The organism is Nocardia sp. NPDC057663 (genome assembly GCF_042799895.1).
GTDB lineage: Bacteria > Actinomycetota > Actinomycetes > Mycobacteriales > Mycobacteriaceae > Nocardia.
Genome location: NZ_JBHVHX010000044.1, coordinates 1 through 16,064, shown reverse-complemented (window position 1 = coordinate 16,064; position 16,064 = coordinate 1). Strand labels below are relative to the sequence as shown.

The window sequence follows — 16,064 nt, the reverse complement described above, 5'->3', positions numbered from 1 at the left end:
GACTCCGCGGAGTCCGGGCGCTTCTCGTTGTGGGGGTCAGCCCTTGGCGCTGCCCAGGCAGTAGGTGATCTTCGGGTCGTTGACCACCAGCACCGAGTCGGCGTCCTCGCCGCACAGCTGCTCGTCGACCTGACCGTCGATCCGGGACACGACCTTGAAGCTGGCGTCGGAGGCGGTGCACGGCACGTACTTGTAGCCGGTCATCATTCCCTCGTTGTAGCAGCTGCCCTCCTTGAAGTTGGGCGCCAGACAGAGGAACGCGATGGTGCCGCCGCTGCCGAAGGTCTCCTCGTAGGACGTGTAGTCCTCGTGGCAGTCGACCTTCTTGTCGTGCACCTGCACGACCTTGTACACGGCGTTCTCGGCCGAGCAGGCCACCGGCTCGGTGTCGGAGTCGACCACCGACGCGGAGATCACGTTGATGCAGTCACCGACCTTCGAGCGGGCGGTGTCGGACTTGCTCGCGTCCTGGGCCACCTCGGTGACCTTGTCCACGGCCGAGCAACCCGCGGCACCGAGTGCCGTGACCGCGAGCAGTGCGAGCGCGAACCGCGAAACCATTCCCTTGCCGGTGAACGTCATGCGAACCTTCTTTCTGAAGAACCTCACCGCGGACCCTTCGGCGGTGATCGGCCTCGCCCACCCAACCCCACGCCGGTCCCGGGAGCATCCGGGAAACCACGGCATTTGCCCGTCGGTGGCCCGGGTTAGGCTCTGTCCCGGTCGATCCGGTTTCGAGAGGGGTGCACGCGTGCTCGAACGCGCATTCGTCGGCCGGGCCACCGAACTGTCCGCGCTGACCGCGACCTTCGCCGCGCCCGCCGCCCCCTGGCTGTTGCTCGTGGAGGGACCCGCCGGGATCGGCAAGTCCCGCTTGGTCGCCCAGTTCGCCCAGTTCGCGCCGTGCCGGGTGTTCTCGGTCACCGGTGCCGAGGACGCTCGAACCCAACCGCGCTACCTCGCCGACGATCTCGTCGAACAGCTCACCGACTCAGGTGTGGCTGCCGGGGGTTTCGGCGCAGACGAGGCCGTGGGATCGGGCGTCGGTCCGGCCGCCCCCGTGGCGCCGGTCGACGATGCGGAGATCGGCGTGTCCGGAGCGGACATACTTGCCGATGCGGCCTTCGCCCGCCGGATGCGTCGTGCACTCGGCGTCGTCGAGACGCTGCTCGTTGTCGACGACGTGCAGTGGTCCGATGCCGAATCGGTTCGGCTGCTGGCCTTCCTGATCCGGAACCGTCCCGCGGGCTTCCGGTTGCTTCTCGCATTCCGCGACGGCGGCTGCCCAGCCTCGATCACCCGGCTGCTGCGGGTGCCACGCGTCCACTCGGCGCACATCCAGGTGCCGCCGTTCAGCGAAGCCGATGTGGACGGGCTGCTACCGGCGGAGACCCCGCGGCGTCGTGCCCGGCTGCTCAGCGCGTCCCATGGCAATCCGCTGTATCTGTCGCTCCTGGCCGAGCTGCCTGACCAGGAACTGGACCGGGCGCTGCGCGGCGAGAATCCCGATCCCGCGTCGAACGACTATGCGGCGCTGGACCGGACGATCCGCGCCGAACTGGCGCAGCTGTCCGACATCGAACGGTCGGTCGCGCAAGCACTCGCGGTGTGCGGGGTGCCCCCCGACCTCGAACTGTTGTGCACGACAGTGGATCTTCCCGCGGCGACGGTGGCTGATGCGCTCGACAGGCTGGTCGCACGTGGCGTGGTCTGCGCGAGCGACGGTGCGGTGACCTTCGTTCATCCGCTGATCCGCACGGCCGCCTATCGATTGGCCGGGCAGGGCTGGCTGGCGATGGCCCACCGCCGCGCCGCACTGGCCCTGCGTACCCGCGACGCGCCGATGCCCGCGCGTGCGGGGCAGCTCGAGCACGCCCTGCTCGGCCGCGACGAGGTTGCCGGCGCCGAACTGCGCTCGGCCGCCGCGCAAGTGCTCGCCGACGCACCGGCGTCGGCCGCGCGCTGGCTCGCGCTCGCGCACCGGATCGCGCCGTCGGCCACCGATCCACTCGCCGACGCGGTGGCCCTCGGCCGGGCACTGTTGCTGGCGGGCGCGGCCGAGCGCGCGGCCGAAGCGCTCGACCCGGCCGCCGCGAAACCGGGCCCGCACCAACTGGAAGCGCTGCTGCTGTCTGCCCGGTGCGCCCGCATGCTCGGCCGGGTCGATCACGCCAGGACCCTGCTCGCGACGGCCGCGACCCTGCCCCGGCGTGTCGGTGACGGTCCGGTCCAGCTGGAACTGGCCATCCTGGAATTGCAGGATCACCAGGATGCCGAGGGCCACGCCCGCCTCAACGCCCTGTTCGGTTCCGCCGAGATCGAGGACCCCGCCGTCCGCGCCGCCGCGACCGCGCTGCGCTGCCTCGGTTTCGTCGCCGACGGCCAGATCCGGACAGCGGCCGACCTCTACCCCCGGTGCCACGAGGCCTTCGAGAACCTGACCGATGCCGGATTCCGCGAGGTCGTGCATGCGATCCCGGCCCTGGGCTGGTGCGCGTACTTCCTCGACCACGACCGCGACGGCCTCGTCCACCTCGACCGCGCCATCCGGGTCAGTCACCGCTTCGGCCGAAGCTACGCCCTCGCCGAACTCCACACCGTCCGCGCCTACTCCCTGGCCAAACTCGGCCGCCTCGACGCCGCGATCACCGCCGCCGACGACGCCACCGACGACGCCACCACCTTCTACTACCCCGACCTGCTCGCCTTCGCCGGCGCGGTCAAACTCCGCACCCTCCAGCTCACCGCCCCCACCGACACGGTCATCGCCCAGTGGAACGCCGTCGCCGCCTTGCCCCGCCCCGCCATGCGCTGGTGGCGTCAGGTCGTCGAAACCACCCTCACCGAAACCGCCCGCACTCTCGGCCTCCCGCTGCCGGGCGTCCAGGTGCCCGGGCTCCCGATCCCCGGTGCTCCGGAGCCGAGCGTTCCACCACTCGACCCACGCCCCGGCCCACTGCACCCGACCCACCTGGCCCGAGCCGCCCACGCCGCCATCGCCGACGGGGACCTCACGATGGCCGCCGACCTGGTCACCCGAGCGGAAGCGGCTGCACTCACCCAGTTCGTGGTTTCCGATACCCGCGAAGCCGTTGCCGCCGAGGGCGTTTCCACCCCAGTCGATCGAATGCACGACGACCAGGGCACAGCTCCCGCCCGCTCCGGGGGTATGAACAGCCCGTCCCGCGGGCCGGACACGGCAGCCGATGGCCTGGGCAGTCAGGTCGGAGCGGCTGCGCTGGCCAGAGCCGACTATGCGACCGCCGTCGGTGATTTCGGCGCCGCCGCAGCGGCCGCCGAGCAGGCGAGCCGCGCGTTCACCCGTGCAGGCATGGTGGTCAACCGCGCGCAAGCCGAACTGGTCGCGGGCATCGTCGCGGGCCGCCGCGGCGACTTCGGCCTGGCCACAAGTCGATTCGCCTCGGCACGCGCGGTTTTCGCCGCCGCGGGCGCCCAGCGGCTGCTGGCCGAGACGACGACAGCGCAGCGCAGCCTGGCCGGCAGCCAGCCGGTCGCCGCGACCAGCCTGACCAGGCGCGAACGCGAAGTCGCCGAACTGGCGGCACAGGGCCACACGAACAAGGACATCGCCGCCCACCTCTACCTGAGCCCACGCACCGTCGAGGACCACCTCGGCCGCGTCCTGCGCAAGCTCGGTCTCACGGGCCGCGCGGGCATCGCCCGCAAGCTCGACGAACTGGGCATCGCCGGTGCCCGCTCCGACAGGTCGGCCCCGCCGCGCCCCAGCCCTGCCTCGCCGACCGTGGTCTGACGGCCCGCCGCCACTGGCCCGCCTTGCCGAGTCCTAGTTCAGCCTTGCCGAGCGCTGGTTCAGCTGAGCCCCGGCCTGCCTCGCCGACCGTGATCTGATGGCCCGCCGCCGTGGCCCGCGCCTCCGCGCCGACATCCGCGCACCGAGGTTGACCGACGTCACCACGTGCTGGTGACCCACACCGCCCGGACCGCACTACGCTCGAAGTCATGACTTCCGCACCGACCACCGTGACCGTCCGCCGGGTGACCACCACCCGCGCCGGTGGCTTCTCCGCCGCCCCGTACGACTCGTTCAACCTGGGCGATCACGTCGGAGACGACCCGGAAGCCGTGCGCCGCAACCGGATTCGTCTGGCCGAGGGCATCGGGCTCACCCCGGACCGGCTGGTGTGGATGGAGCAGGTGCACGGACGGAATGTCGAGATCGTCGACGGGCCGCGCGCCGAACCGGTGCCGGTGACCGACGCGCTGGTCACGACCGTGCCGAACCTCGCCCTGGTGGTGCTCACCGCCGACTGCGTGCCGATCCTGCTCTCCGACGACGAGGCGGGCGTCATCGCCGCGGTCCACGCGGGCCGCATCGGCGCCAGGATCGGGATCGTGCCCCGGGTACTCGAGGCGATGGTCTCGGTCGGCGCGCGCGTCGACCGGATCGGCGCCTTCCTCGGCCCCGCCGCCTCCGGCCGCCAGTACGAAGTGCCCGCCGCGATGCGCGCCGATGTCGAGGCCCACCTGCCCGGCAGCGCCACCACCACGGTCCGCAAGACCCCCGGCCTCGACCTGCGCGCAGGCATCAGCAGGCAGCTCACCGAGGCGGGCGTCGGTGGGATCGCGCTCGACCCGCGCTGCACCATCGAGGACAAGACCCTGTTCAGCCACCGCCGCGGTGCCCCGACCGGCCGCATCGCCGGAGTGATCTGGATGGACACCCCGGCATGAGCGGTCAGCGCCCGGAGCCGGTAGCGCGCGTGACCAGGCAGAGCACCCGAGCAGGCCGAGGAGGTGCGGCATGACCTCGACCGCCGACCAGGACACCGCCCGCACCGCCGAACTCTCGGCCAGGCTCGACGGCCTGCTCACGCGCATCGACGCCGCCGTGGCCGCCGCGGGCCGCCCGGCGGGTTCGGTCCGCCTGCTCCCGGTGACGAAGTTCTTCCCCGCCGCCGACGTCGACATCCTCTACCGCCTCGGCAGGCGCGAGTTCGGCGAGTCGCGCGAGCAGGAGGCCTCGGCCAAGGTCGGCGAGCTGGCCTACGACGACGTCGGGTGGCACATGATCGGCCGATTACAACGGAACAAGGCGCGCGCGGTGGCGCGCTGGGCGCACACGGTGCACTCGGTCGACAGCGAACGCCTGGCAAATGCGCTGGACCGGGCCGCGCAGGACGCACTGGCAGCCGGTGAGCGTACCGCGCCCCTGCGTGTCCTGCTGCAGGTGAGCCTGGACGACGACCCCGGGCGCGGGGGTGTCGCACCGGCCGATCTGCCCGCCCTGGCCGACCTCGTGGCGAAGGCTCCCGGCCTGGATCTGGCCGGTCTGATGGCGATTCCGCCCCTTGACGTCGTGAGTGATGCGTCCTTTGCAAATCTTGCGACTTTGCACACTTCGCTGCTCGCGCAACACGCCGATGCCACCGAACTTTCTGCAGGTATGTCGGGTGATTTGGAAGTTGCGGTCGAACACGGTTCGACCTGTGTGCGTGTCGGTACCGCCCTGATGGGCGCGCGACCGATAACCTCGGCGTAGCAAAGAAACCTCATCAGTCACATTCGACACATACGATTGGGCCGACGAGGCGCTGAGCAAGAACTTCAACACCCGGCCGCCACCGGGGCCGAAGGAAGGTCGACCATATGAGCGAGCGGAGCGAGCGAGTCATCGGCTCAGCCACCTGCGTGGTCATGCCGGAACCGAGCGACAGCGAGGTGGGGGTATGAGCACGCTGCACAAGTTCAAGGCGTACTTCGGCATGGTTCCGCTCGACGAGTACGAAGACGATTACGTCGACGATCACGCCCCTCGTGGCGCCGAGGAGCGCGCCGGCCGCACTCGCCCGCGCAGCTACGACCGCTACGCCGAGGACCGTTACGGCTCCGACCGTTTCGAGGACGAGGCCGACGACTACCCGCAGCCGGCTTACAAGTCGGCCTACCAGGCGCGTCGTGACGATTACGTCGCCGACACCTACGCCGACGATCGTTACGAGGCGCCGCGGCGTCCGACCAGGATCGAGACCGCTCCGTCATCGGGTCGCTCGTTCCGGGCGGGCGGTGTCGCACCCGGCATGCGCGGCTCCACCCGTGGAGCGCTCGCGGTCGATCCCGACGCCGAGGAGCGCAGGCTCGAGGAGCGCTTGCGCCCCGAGCCCGCGGCAGCGCGGCGGCCCGGGATCTTCGAGGACGGAGGTCCCTTGTCCAAGATCACCACGCTGCGTCCACGGGACTACAGCGAGGCCAGGATCATCGGTGAGCGTTTCCGCGAGGGTAACCCGGTCATCATGGACCTGGTCGACCTGAGCAATGCCGATGCCAAACGACTGGTCGATTTCGCGGCCGGGCTGGCGTTCGCGCTGCGCGGTTCGTTCGACAAGGTGGCGACGAAGGTGTTCCTGCTCTCACCCGCCGATGTCGACGTATCGGCGGAAGAGCGCCGCCGGATCGCCGAAAACGGCTTCTACAACCAGAAATAGACGCCACCTCCGCAACGCCGTGATGGCCGCCCGCGCACCGCGCGGCGCGGCCATTTTGCACGCCGCCCTTTTTGCGGCAGAGTGAAGACGTGGCCCTGTTCGCGGTTCTGTACCTGGTGCTTTTCATCTTCTGGCTGTTGTTGATCAGCCGGGTGATTGTCGAGTTCATTCGCAGTTTCGCGCGCGATTGGCGCCCGACCGGTGTGGTGGTGATCCTCTTGGAGGTCATCTTCACGGTGACCGACCCGCCGGTGAAACTCCTGAGGCGGTTGATACCTCCGGTGAATCTCGGGGGTATCCGGCTCGATCTGTCGATAATGGTCCTGCTCTTCGTGGTGTTCATCCTGATGTCCATCGTGGGTAGGCTCGGGCAGCCCGTGACCTCCGTGTGACATACTGAATCGAGAAGACCGCTTGCTAGTTCTCCAAAAGACGCGTGAAGGGATCCTTCGATGCCGCTGACTCCTGCCGATGTGCATAACGTCGCGTTCAGCAAACCGCCGATCGGTAAGCGCGGCTACAACGAGGACGAGGTCGATGCCTTCCTGGATCTCGTCGAGCAGGAGCTTTCGCGCCTGATCGAGGAGAACGCCGACCTGCGTCAGCGGGTCGCCGAGCTCGACACCGAGCTGGCCGATGCCAAGAAGAACCGTGCAGCCGCTCCGGTCAACGCCGTGAAGGCGCCGGTCCAGCAGGCACCTCCGCCAGCACCCGAACCTATCGCGCCGCCGGTGCCTGCCGCGCCGCCTGCGCCGATGCCGGTCGCCGCGCCGGTCCGGGACAATACCGGTCCCGACGCGAACATGCAGGCCGCGAAGGTGCTCACCCTGGCGCAGGAGATGGCCGACCGGCTCACCACCGACGCCAAGACCGAGGCCGAGGGACTGCTCTCGAACGCGCGGGCAAACTCCGAGCGACTGGTCGGCGACGCCCGCACCCGCTCGGAAGCGATGATCGCCGACGCGCGTCAGAAGTCCGACGCGATGCTGACCGACGCGCAGAACCGCTCCGACACCCAGATCCGGCAGGCCAAGGACAAGGCCGAGGCGCTCACCGCCGACGCCGAGCGTCAGCACGCCGAGATCATGGCCACCATCACCCAGCAGCGCACGGTGCTGGAAAGCCGCATCGAGCAGCTGAAGACCTTCGAGCGTGAGTACCGCGTGCGGCTGAAGTCGTACCTGGAGTCGCAGCTGGAAGAGCTGGAGAACCGCGGGTCGGCCGTTCCGGTCGACGGTGGCGAGTTCGCCGGCGAAACCAACGGTTCGGCCAACAGTCTGGCTCCCGCCTCCTTCGCCAAGGGCGGCAAGTAAACTGGACCCGGGTCGCGCGGCACGCCGCGTGATCCGGGAACGCCCTGCTTTCATCGGGCTGCTCGGGTTTCTTGGGAGTCAGCATGCTCGTCTTGACGCTCGTCCTCGCGGCAATCGGTTTCGGTCTGCTTGTCGCGGCGCTCGCCACCGGTTCGGTGCTGTGGGCGTGGGGTTGCATTCTGATCTGCATGATCGGCGCCGCCACGCTGCTGGTGAGTGCGCTGGCCTCGCGGAAACCCGAGAACGACCCGGTCCGGCCCGGACGGCACCACGCGCAGCGTGCCGAGTGGCACAGCCGGCGGGACTGACCGCGGAATATTCGGTGGACGGTCCCCGCTAGAATCGAAGAACACACGGCACTGATCCGGCCATCACCGGGGAGCCTTCGGAAGAACGGCGCTCGCGCTCAGTAGAACCGAACGGGTGAGCCCGTCACAGCTCACACAACGAGTGGCCCGCACCGCTTCCCACCAGGGGCGGATCGGGCAAACGGGGTGGTACCGCGGTACGGCGCACCGGCGTCGGCATCGTCCCCGTGCCCAGGATTCGCGCCGACGGCGCGGCGGCACGAGGAGCAGATCCGCGATGGCGGACGAGACAACCACCGGTGCATACCCCCGGGTCGATTTCGGCGCCGGTTCCGGCGCGTCGTTCCCGGAACTCGAACAGCAGGTCCTCGACTATTGGACCCGCGACGACACCTTCCGCGCCAGTCTGCGCAACCGGGACGGGAAAGACGAGTTCGTCTTCTACGACGGACCCCCGTTCGCCAACGGCCTGCCGCACTACGGCCACCTGCTCACCGGCTACGTCAAAGACCTGATCCCGCGCTTCCAGACCATGCGCGGCAAGCTGGTCGACCGCCGCTTCGGCTGGGACACCCACGGCCTGCCCGCCGAGATCGAAGCCGAGAAGCAGCTCGGCATCACCGACAAGGCGCAGATCGACGCGATGGGGCTGGCCGAGTTCAACGCCGCCTGTAAGTCGTCGGTGCTGCGCTACACCGGCGAGTGGCGTGACTACGTCACCCGCCAGTCGCGCTGGGTCGACTTCGACAACGATTACAAGACCCTCGATCTCGACTTCATGGAGTCGGTGATGTGGGCGTTCAAGACCCTGTACGACAAGGGCCTGATCTACCAGGGCTTCCGGGTGCTGCCCTACAGCTGGTACGAGCAGACGCCGCTGTCGAACCAGGAGACCCGTCTCGACGACGCCTACAAGATGCGGCAGGACCCGGCGGTCACCGTCGACATGCAGCTGGTCGTCCCGGCCGAGCATCCCCTGGCCGCACTCGACGGCGCGAACGCCCTGATCTGGACCACCACGCCGTGGACCCTGCCGTCCAACCTGGCGATCGCGGTGCACCCCGACGTGCGCTACGTGCACGTGCGCGGCACCGACGACAAGCGCTATCTGCTTGCCGCCGAACGTGTCTCGCACTATGCCCGCGAGTTCGGTGACGAGCCGGTGGTGCTCGGCGAGTACGACGGCGCGGCCCTGGCCGACCTGTCCTACCGCCCGCCGTTCGACTTCTTCGTCGGCCACCCCCACGCGCACCGCGTGCTCACCGCCGACTACGTCACCACCGACTCCGGCACCGGAATCGTCCACCTCGCACCGGCTTTCGGTGAGGAGGATATGGACGTCGCGGCGGCCAACGGCATCGAGATCGTGCAGCCGCTGGACCCGGCGGGCAAGTTCACTTCGATGGTGCCGCCGTACGAGGGCCTGATGGTCTTCGACGCCAACCCGGTGATCATCAAGGACCTCAAGGCCGCAGGCAAGCTGTTGCGGCACGAGACGATCGAGCACTCCTACCCGCACAGCTGGCGCTCCGGCCAGCCGCTGATCTACATGGCCGTGCCGTCCTGGTTCGTCGCGGTCACCCAGTTCCGCGACCGGATGGTCGAGCTGAACAAGCAGATCAGCTGGGTGCCCGAGCACATCCGCGACGGCCAGTTCGGCAAGTGGCTCGAAGGCGCGCGCGACTGGAACATCAGCCGTAACCGCTACTGGGGCAGCCCGATCCCGGTGTGGGTCTCCGACGACCCGGCCTACCCGCGCGTGGACGTCTACGGTTCGCTCGACGAGCTCGAGGCCGACTTCGGCGTGCGCCCCCAGGATCTGCACCGGCCCTACATCGACGACCTGACCCGGCCCAATCCCGACGACCCGACCGGGAACTCGACCATGCGCCGGGTGCCCGAGGTGCTCGACTGCTGGTTCGAGTCGGGCTCGATGCCCTATGCCCAGGTGCACTACCCGTTCGAGAACAAGGAGTGGTTCGACAGCCACTTCCCGGGCGATTTCATCGTCGAGTACAACGGGCAGACCCGCGGCTGGTTCTACACGCTGCATGTCCTGTCGACCGCGCTGTTCGACTCGCCGTCGTTCAAAACCGTTGCCGCGCACGGCATCGTGCTCGGTGACGACGGCCTGAAGATGTCGAAGTCGAAGGGCAACTACCCCGACGTCAACGAGGTCTTCGACCGCGACGGCTCCGACGCGATGCGCTGGTTCCTGATGAGCTCGCCGATCCTGCGCGGCGGCAACCTCATCGTCACCGAGCGCGGCATCCGCGAAGGCGTCAGCCATGCGCTGCGCCCGCTGTGGAACGCGTGGACCTTCCTGCAGCTCTACGCCTCCAAGCCCGGACAGTGGCGCACGGATTCGCCGAACGTGCTCGATCGCTACATCCTGGCCAAGCTCGCGGTCACCCGCGACGTGATCACCGAGGCGCTCGAGACCTACGACATCGCCGGCGCCGCCGACGAGCTGCGCTCCTTCGCCGACGCGCTCACCAATTGGTATGTGCGCCGGTCGCGGTCGCGGTTCTGGTCCGAGGACCGCGACGCGGTGGACACGCTGCACACGGTGCTCGAGGTGGTCACCCGCCTGGCCGCGCCGCTGCTGCCGCTGATCAGCGAGGTCATCTGGCGTGGGCTCACCGGCGAGCGCTCGGTGCACCTGACCGACTGGCCCACCGAGACCGAGCTGCCGCACGATCCCGAGCTCGTGGCCGCCATGGACGAGGTGCGGGTGGTCTGCTCCACCGTGCTGAGCCTGCGCAAGGCGCAGAACCTGCGGGTGCGGCTGCCGCTGGCCGAGGTCACCATCGCCGCGGCCGACGCCGAGCGGCTCGCGCCGTTCACCGCGCTGATCGCCGACGAGGTGAACGTCAAGAAGGTCGACCTGACCACCGACGTCGCCGTGCACGGCCGGTTCGAGCTGGCCGTGAACGCGCGTGCCGCCGGTCCGCGCCTGGGCAAGCAGGTGCAGACGGTGATCAAGGCCGTGAAGGCAGGGGAGTGGACGGAATCGGCCGACGGCGTCGTCACCGCCGCCGGCATCACCCTGCTGCCCGAGGAGTACACCCAGCGCCTGGTGGCCGCAGAACCAGAGTCCACCGCCGCCCTGCCCGGCAATGCCGGTCTGGTGGTGCTGAACTCGGTGGTCACCGAGGAGCTGGAGGCCGAGGGTTGGGCCCGCGACCTCATCCGCGACCTGCAGGAGACCCGCAAGGCACAGGGCCTGGACGTGTCGGACCGGATCAGCGTGATCCTGGATGTGCCCGCCGAACGGGCCGAGTGGGCGCAGACCCACCGCGATCTGATCGCCGGGGAAATCCTCGCCACCACACTGACGTTCGGTGCGGCGGGCGCGGATGCCGCGGAGATCACCGGCGGGGTGCGGGCTTCGGTCAGCAAGGCGTAGATCGCCGCGGAACGGGGTGGGGGCGATACGGCCCCCGCCCCTTTCGCGTACCCCAGGTCGGCAGCAACGACACGGTGTCGAGCCGCCCGGGTCGAATCGACTGCGGCGCACGCTGGTTCGCCCGCTTCGGTCACTCGGCGACACGCTCGATGCTGAAGATTTGCTGAAATGTGTGACATTCGCCGGGCCGTCCTGCACAATCGACGCGTTGCTGCTGATGCGCATGGAACACGCTGAAGCGACAGTGACTGCTCGTAACGATTGTCCTGTGGAAACGGTGTCGCGCCGGGAGTGAGTCATCCCCGGCGCGACACCGGACCCTCGGGTAGCGCACCCGTGAGGTCAGGCGATGCCGTCCGATAACCGACCGGCTGGTGGCGCGGAATTCTGCGCGCGAACGCCTAGTCGATCAGCTGGCGCAGCAGCGGCCCGTACTCGGGATGGGCCAGCGCCGAGGCGAACTGGGCCACCAGGTAGTCGGCCGGATTGCCGGTGTCGTACCAGCGTCCCTGGATGACCTGGCCGTACACCGCGTGCTTGGCGGCGTAGTTGTTGATCGCGTCGGTCAGGTACACCTCGCCGGTTTGGTGGGTGTACCAGTTCTCGGTCTGCACCTGCAGCTCGTCGATGATGCCCGGCGTCACCACGTACCCGCCGATGGCCGCGTAGGCCGACGGCGCGTCCTCGGGCTTGGGCTTCTCCATCAGGCCGGAGATGCGCAGCAGACCGTCGTCGAGGTCCTCACGCACCACGGGCACGCCGTAGCGCTGCGACTCGCCCGGCGCCATCGGCAGCAGCGCGAGCACCGGGCAGCCGGTGGATTCGTAGGCGGTGATGAGCTGCTGGGCGCGCGGCACCTCGGCGACGAACACGTCGTCGGGCCACAGCACCAGCATCGGCTCGTCGCCCAGGTTCCGGGCGGCATTGAGCACCGGCGTGCCGTTGCCGTACGGACCGTGCTGGTCGAGATAGGTGATGTGACCGGCGCGCGAGAGCTCACCGACCTCCTCCACCGCGTCGGCGTAGGCGGACTTGCCGTCGGCGCGCAGCTGCGCGACCAGCGCCGGGTTCGGGCGGAAGTGATCCTGGATCAGCGACTTGCCGCTGCTCACGACGATGGTGATGTCGGTGATCCCGGAGGAGACCAGCTCACGGACGGTGTGCTCGATGACCGGTTTGTCGCCGACCGGCAGCATCTCCTTCGGCGTCGCCTTGGTCAGCGGAAGCAGCCGGGAGCCGATTCCCGCAGCCGGAATGACAGCCTTGCGGATCTTCATCCTCCGATCATCACATACCGGGCTGGGTGACCGCTGTGTCACGGCTGTCAACCGGCTGGCGGAATGTGTCGGCGGTGCCGCGTAGATTGCGGGCGTGAGCACCGACGCCGATACCGCCGGCGCCCCGGCCAGGGCCGATGCGGCGGTCACCGCCCGCCGCTGGGTGCTGCACATAGATATGGACGCGTTCTTCGCCTCGGTCGAGCAGCTGACCCGGCCGACCCTGCGTGGGAGGCCCGTTCTGGTGGGCGGTGCGGGTCAGCGCGGTGTCGTCGCGGGCGCCAGCTACGAGGCCAGGGCCTACGGCGCGCGCTCGGCCATGCCGATGCATCAGGCTCGGCGCCTGATCGGTGTGTCGGCGGTGGTGGTGCCGCCGCGCGGTGCGGTGTACTCGGTGCTCAGCGCCGCGGTGTTCGACGCGCTCCGCAGCCGCATCCCGGTGCTGGAGACGCTGTCGTTCGACGAGGCGTTCGCCGAACCCGCCGAGCTGGCCGGTGCGAGCGTGGCACAGGTCGAGGACTACTGCGCGATGCTGCGAGAACTGGTCAACGCGCGCACCGGACTCACTGCCTCGATCGGCGCGGGCACCGGCAAACAGCTCGCCAAGATCGGCTCCGGCCTGGCCAAACCCGACGGCATGCGGGTGATCTCCCCTGCCGAACAGGGCGGCCTGCTGGCCGGGCTGCCGGTCCGCAAGCTGTGGGGGATCGGCCCCGTCGCCGAGAGCAGGCTGCGCAGCCTCGGCATCGAGACGGTCGGCGCGTTCGCGGCGCTACCGGAATCCGAGGCCGCCTCGATCCTGGGCGGCAGCATCGGCGCGGCGCTGCACCGGCTCGCGCGCGGCATCGACGACCGCCCGGTCACCGAACGTGCCGAGGCCAAACAGATCAGCGCCGAGAGCACCTACGAACGCGACATCGTCACCCTGCCCGACTTACGCATCGCCATCACCGCCATGGCGGCATCCGCGCACCGCAGGCTCGAACGCGACGGCCGCGCGGCCCGCACAGTGGTGCTCAAACTCAGGAAGTCCGATATGAGCATCGTGACCAGGTCGTTCACGCTGCCCTACGCCACCGCCGACCTGGCGACCCTGGCCGCGGCCGCGCAACGCTCCGCCATCGACCCGACCGAACTCGGCCCGATCCGGCTGGTCGGCGTCGGCTACGGCGGGTTGTCGCTGGTGCGCCAGGAATCGCTGTTCCCCGAACTCGACCAGGCGGTACCGGAGGACCTGGCCGCAGAGTCGGTCGAGGACACCACACCACCCCCCGACGAGGCCCCCGCGCAACAGAATCTGCCTGCCGGACAATGGTTTCCGGGCATGGATGTCGCCCACCCCGAATTCGGGCACGGCTGGGTCCAGGGCGCGGGCTACGGCGTGGTGACCGTCCGTTTCGAGACGAGCTCGACAGGCCCCGGCCCGGCGCGTACTTTTCCAGCCGACGACGAGCACCTGACCCGGGCCGACCCGCTCGCCAGCCTCACGTGAGTATTGACGTCCTCCCTGCCCCGAAGGGTAGGCATTCCGGCCTGCACGGGCTGCGCCGCGCTTCCGGTGGGTTCCTGCTTCACCGCCGGTCGCGCACCCGAGGGCACGTCTGACACCAGCTCCACAGGCGTTGGTCTGTCCGCACGCCCTGCGGCCAGAATATTGATCGCGGCGTTCAGATCCCGATCGTGAGTGCTGCCACAAACACACGTCCACGAGCGGACATGCAACGGCTTCACACCGCTCGATACACCACACGATGAACACAGCTGCGACGACGGGAACCAGCGATCCACTCTGCCGAAGACCCGCCCATATCGAGTCGCTTTCTCTTCCAACATACGGGTGAACATGCCCCACCCGGCATCGTGAACCGACTTCGCCAATCGAGTTCGCGCCAAACCTTTGACGCACAAGTCCTCGACGTACACCGTTTGGTTGTCGCGGATGATCGTCGTGGACTGTTTGTGCGCCCAATCCCTGCGCATGCCCGCCACCCTGGCGTGCGCCCTCGCGATTTTGATTCGTGCCTTGGCCCGGTTCGCTGAGCCCTTCTGCTTGCGCGACAGCGCCTGCTGTGCGGCGCGCAGCTTGCGTTCGGCGCGGCGTAAGAACCGAGGATTGTCGACGTTTTCCCGTTCGACAGCACCGCGAACGCCGTCAAACCCAGGTCGATACCCACTTCGGAATCCGAGGGTGGCAGCGGGACGACCTCGGCCTCGACCACGAAGGAAGCGAAGTATCTGCCGGCCGCGTCCTTGATCACAGTCACACTCGACGGATCCGACGGCAGCTCTCGTGACCAGCGAACCGCAACATCCCCGATCTTCGGCAGCCGCAGCTTCCGGCTCGAGGTCACCGTGAACCTGGCATTACGCGCGAACCGGATCGATTGCCGATTGTCCTTGCGGGACCGGTACTTCGGTGGCGCGACCCGCGCACCCTTCCGCCTGCCGGTCAAGGAGGCGAAGAAGTTGCGGTACGCGGTGTTCAGCTCGGCGAGTGCCTGCTGAAGAACCACCGACGACACTTCCCCGAGCCATTCCCGTTCAACGGTCGCCTTCGACGCCGTCAACCGTTTGGACAACTCCGCATCACTGACCCTCTGCCCTGCCTCGAACGCTTCACGGCGAGTCCGCAAGGCATCGTTGTAGACCACACGGGCGCACCCGAATGCCTTTGTCAACGACCGCTGTTGACCCACGGTGGGGTACAGGCGGAAGTTGTATCGCAGCTGCACAGTCCGACAATACCGTTGGGCTATGACAGAAGATGCCGATGTCTGCACGGCCTGTAGAGCGGCCCGTCTGCGGATCTCCGGTAGCCTCGGCTACCGCGATGGAACTCCCACCTCGAACGCAAAGGACGAGCAGTTGAAGCTTCGTACGACCGGACGTGTCGCGATCGCCGGACTGGCCGTGGTTGCCGCCCTCGGGTTGAGCGCGTGCAGCGACGACAAGGGTGACAAGCCCGCCGCCAAGACCACCACCAGCGCTAAGGCCACGGCCACAGCCGCCGCGGAACTGCCCCCGGTGCCGACTGTGGAGGAGCTCAATGCGCAGCTGAACACCGCGCTGGATCCCTCGGTCCCGAACGAGGAGAAGACGGACTTCGTGCAGGGTGGTTCGGCCGATCCCGAGCTGCCGAACCGGTTGGCGCAGGCGGCCAAGGACGCCAACGTCCAGGTGCAGGTCACCGAGGTGACCTCGTTCGGTGACAGTGTCAATGCCAAGGCCAACTTCACCGTCAACGGTCAGACCAATGTCGTGGATGTGCCGTTCGTGGCCGAGGACGGCAAGTG

General features: G+C 68.6%; 12 protein-coding genes and 1 pseudogene. 10 read left to right on the top strand and 3 right to left on the bottom strand.

All coding sequences use genetic code 11. The annotated features are described in order from the left end of the window. Positions 1-36 precede the first annotated feature (36 nt). Complete coding sequence (locus ACFVAV_RS35640) at positions 37-582, bottom strand: hypothetical protein (RefSeq protein ID WP_379040112.1); 546 nt, start codon at positions 580-582, stop codon at positions 37-39. Positions 583-751: 169 nt separating this feature from the next. Here ACFVAV_RS35640 and ACFVAV_RS35635 point away from each other — a divergent pair, with 169 nt between their 5' ends. The 8 genes from ACFVAV_RS35635 to ileS all read left to right on the top strand — a co-directional run bounded on the left by ACFVAV_RS35635 (position 752) and on the right by ileS (position 11,494). Then, positions 752-3,772 (top strand): AAA family ATPase, encoded by a 3,021-nt coding sequence (locus ACFVAV_RS35635; protein WP_379040111.1) that lies wholly within the window; start codon positions 752-754, stop codon positions 3,770-3,772. A 209-nt stretch (positions 3,773-3,981) separates the two neighbouring features. Then, the gene (gene pgeF, locus ACFVAV_RS35630) at positions 3,982-4,713 is read left to right on the top strand and encodes a peptidoglycan editing factor PgeF (RefSeq protein ID WP_379040110.1); all 732 of its coding nucleotides are present in this window, start codon (positions 3,982-3,984) and stop codon (positions 4,711-4,713) included. 70 nt (positions 4,714-4,783) lie between these two features. Next, positions 4,784-5,521: a YggS family pyridoxal phosphate-dependent enzyme gene (locus tag ACFVAV_RS35625; protein ID WP_379040109.1), complete on the top strand. Its 738-nt coding sequence runs from the start codon at positions 4,784-4,786 to the stop codon at positions 5,519-5,521. Between the two features lie 187 nt (positions 5,522-5,708). Continuing rightward, a complete protein-coding gene (locus ACFVAV_RS35620; protein ID WP_189033701.1) occupies positions 5,709-6,464 on the top strand; it encodes a cell division protein SepF in 756 nt (251 codons plus the stop codon). A gap of 89 nt (positions 6,465-6,553) precedes the next feature. After that, positions 6,554-6,856, top strand: a complete 303-nt coding sequence (locus ACFVAV_RS35615; RefSeq protein WP_189033702.1) for a YggT family protein — start codon at positions 6,554-6,556, stop codon at positions 6,854-6,856. A gap of 60 nt (positions 6,857-6,916) precedes the next feature. Continuing rightward, positions 6,917-7,777, top strand: a complete 861-nt coding sequence (locus tag ACFVAV_RS35610) for a DivIVA domain-containing protein (RefSeq protein ID WP_379040108.1) — start codon at positions 6,917-6,919, stop codon at positions 7,775-7,777. An 83-nt stretch (positions 7,778-7,860) separates the two neighbouring features. Beyond that, complete coding sequence (locus tag ACFVAV_RS35605) at positions 7,861-8,085, top strand: hypothetical protein (RefSeq protein ID WP_379040107.1); 225 nt, start codon at positions 7,861-7,863, stop codon at positions 8,083-8,085. Between the two features lie 277 nt (positions 8,086-8,362). Continuing rightward, a complete protein-coding gene (gene ileS / locus ACFVAV_RS35600; protein ID WP_379040106.1) occupies positions 8,363-11,494 on the top strand; it encodes an isoleucine--tRNA ligase in 3,132 nt (1,043 codons plus the stop codon). A gap of 401 nt (positions 11,495-11,895) precedes the next feature. On the opposite strand, the gene ACFVAV_RS35595 is transcribed toward ileS, so the two are convergent. After that, entirely contained in the window at positions 11,896-12,771 is an 876-nt protein-coding gene (locus tag ACFVAV_RS35595; RefSeq protein WP_379040105.1) for a UTP--glucose-1-phosphate uridylyltransferase, read from the bottom strand. Between the two features lie 178 nt (positions 12,772-12,949). Between ACFVAV_RS35595 and ACFVAV_RS35590 the strand changes: the two genes are divergently transcribed. Beyond that, a complete protein-coding gene (locus ACFVAV_RS35590) occupies positions 12,950-14,263 on the top strand; it encodes a DNA polymerase IV (protein ID WP_379040114.1) in 1,314 nt (437 codons plus the stop codon). On the opposite strand, the pseudogene ACFVAV_RS35585 reads toward ACFVAV_RS35590, so the two are convergent. Beyond that, positions 14,146-15,467: pseudogene (locus ACFVAV_RS35585) on the bottom strand (RNA-guided endonuclease InsQ/TnpB family protein). The gene ACFVAV_RS35590 and the pseudogene ACFVAV_RS35585 sit on opposite strands and share 118 nt — an antisense overlap. Before the next feature lie 169 nt (positions 15,468-15,636). Here ACFVAV_RS35585 and ACFVAV_RS35580 point away from each other — a divergent pair. Further along, positions 15,637-16,064 (top strand): hypothetical protein (locus tag ACFVAV_RS35580; RefSeq protein ID WP_379040113.1); only part of this gene is annotated, 428 nt, incomplete at its 3' end.

Coding starts and splice junctions, on each gene's coding strand:
- ACFVAV_RS35590 (WP_379040114.1), top strand. CDS start 12,950: ATGGACGCGTTCTTCGCCTCGGTCGAGCAGCTGACCCGGCCGACCCTG.
- ACFVAV_RS35605 (WP_379040107.1), top strand. CDS start 7,861: ATGCTCGTCTTGACGCTCGTCCTCGCGGCAATCGGTTTCGGTCTGCTT.
- ACFVAV_RS35595 (WP_379040105.1), bottom strand. CDS start 12,771: ATGAAGATCCGCAAGGCTGTCATTCCGGCTGCGGGAATCGGCTCCCGG.
- ACFVAV_RS35640 (WP_379040112.1), bottom strand. CDS start 582: ATGACGTTCACCGGCAAGGGAATGGTTTCGCGGTTCGCGCTCGCACTG.
- ACFVAV_RS35620 (WP_189033701.1), top strand. CDS start 5,709: ATGAGCACGCTGCACAAGTTCAAGGCGTACTTCGGCATGGTTCCGCTC.
- ileS (WP_379040106.1), top strand. CDS start 8,363: ATGGCGGACGAGACAACCACCGGTGCATACCCCCGGGTCGATTTCGGC.
- ACFVAV_RS35625 (WP_379040109.1), top strand. CDS start 4,784: ATGACCTCGACCGCCGACCAGGACACCGCCCGCACCGCCGAACTCTCG.
- pgeF (WP_379040110.1), top strand. CDS start 3,982: ATGACTTCCGCACCGACCACCGTGACCGTCCGCCGGGTGACCACCACC.
- ACFVAV_RS35610 (WP_379040108.1), top strand. CDS start 6,917: ATGCCGCTGACTCCTGCCGATGTGCATAACGTCGCGTTCAGCAAACCG.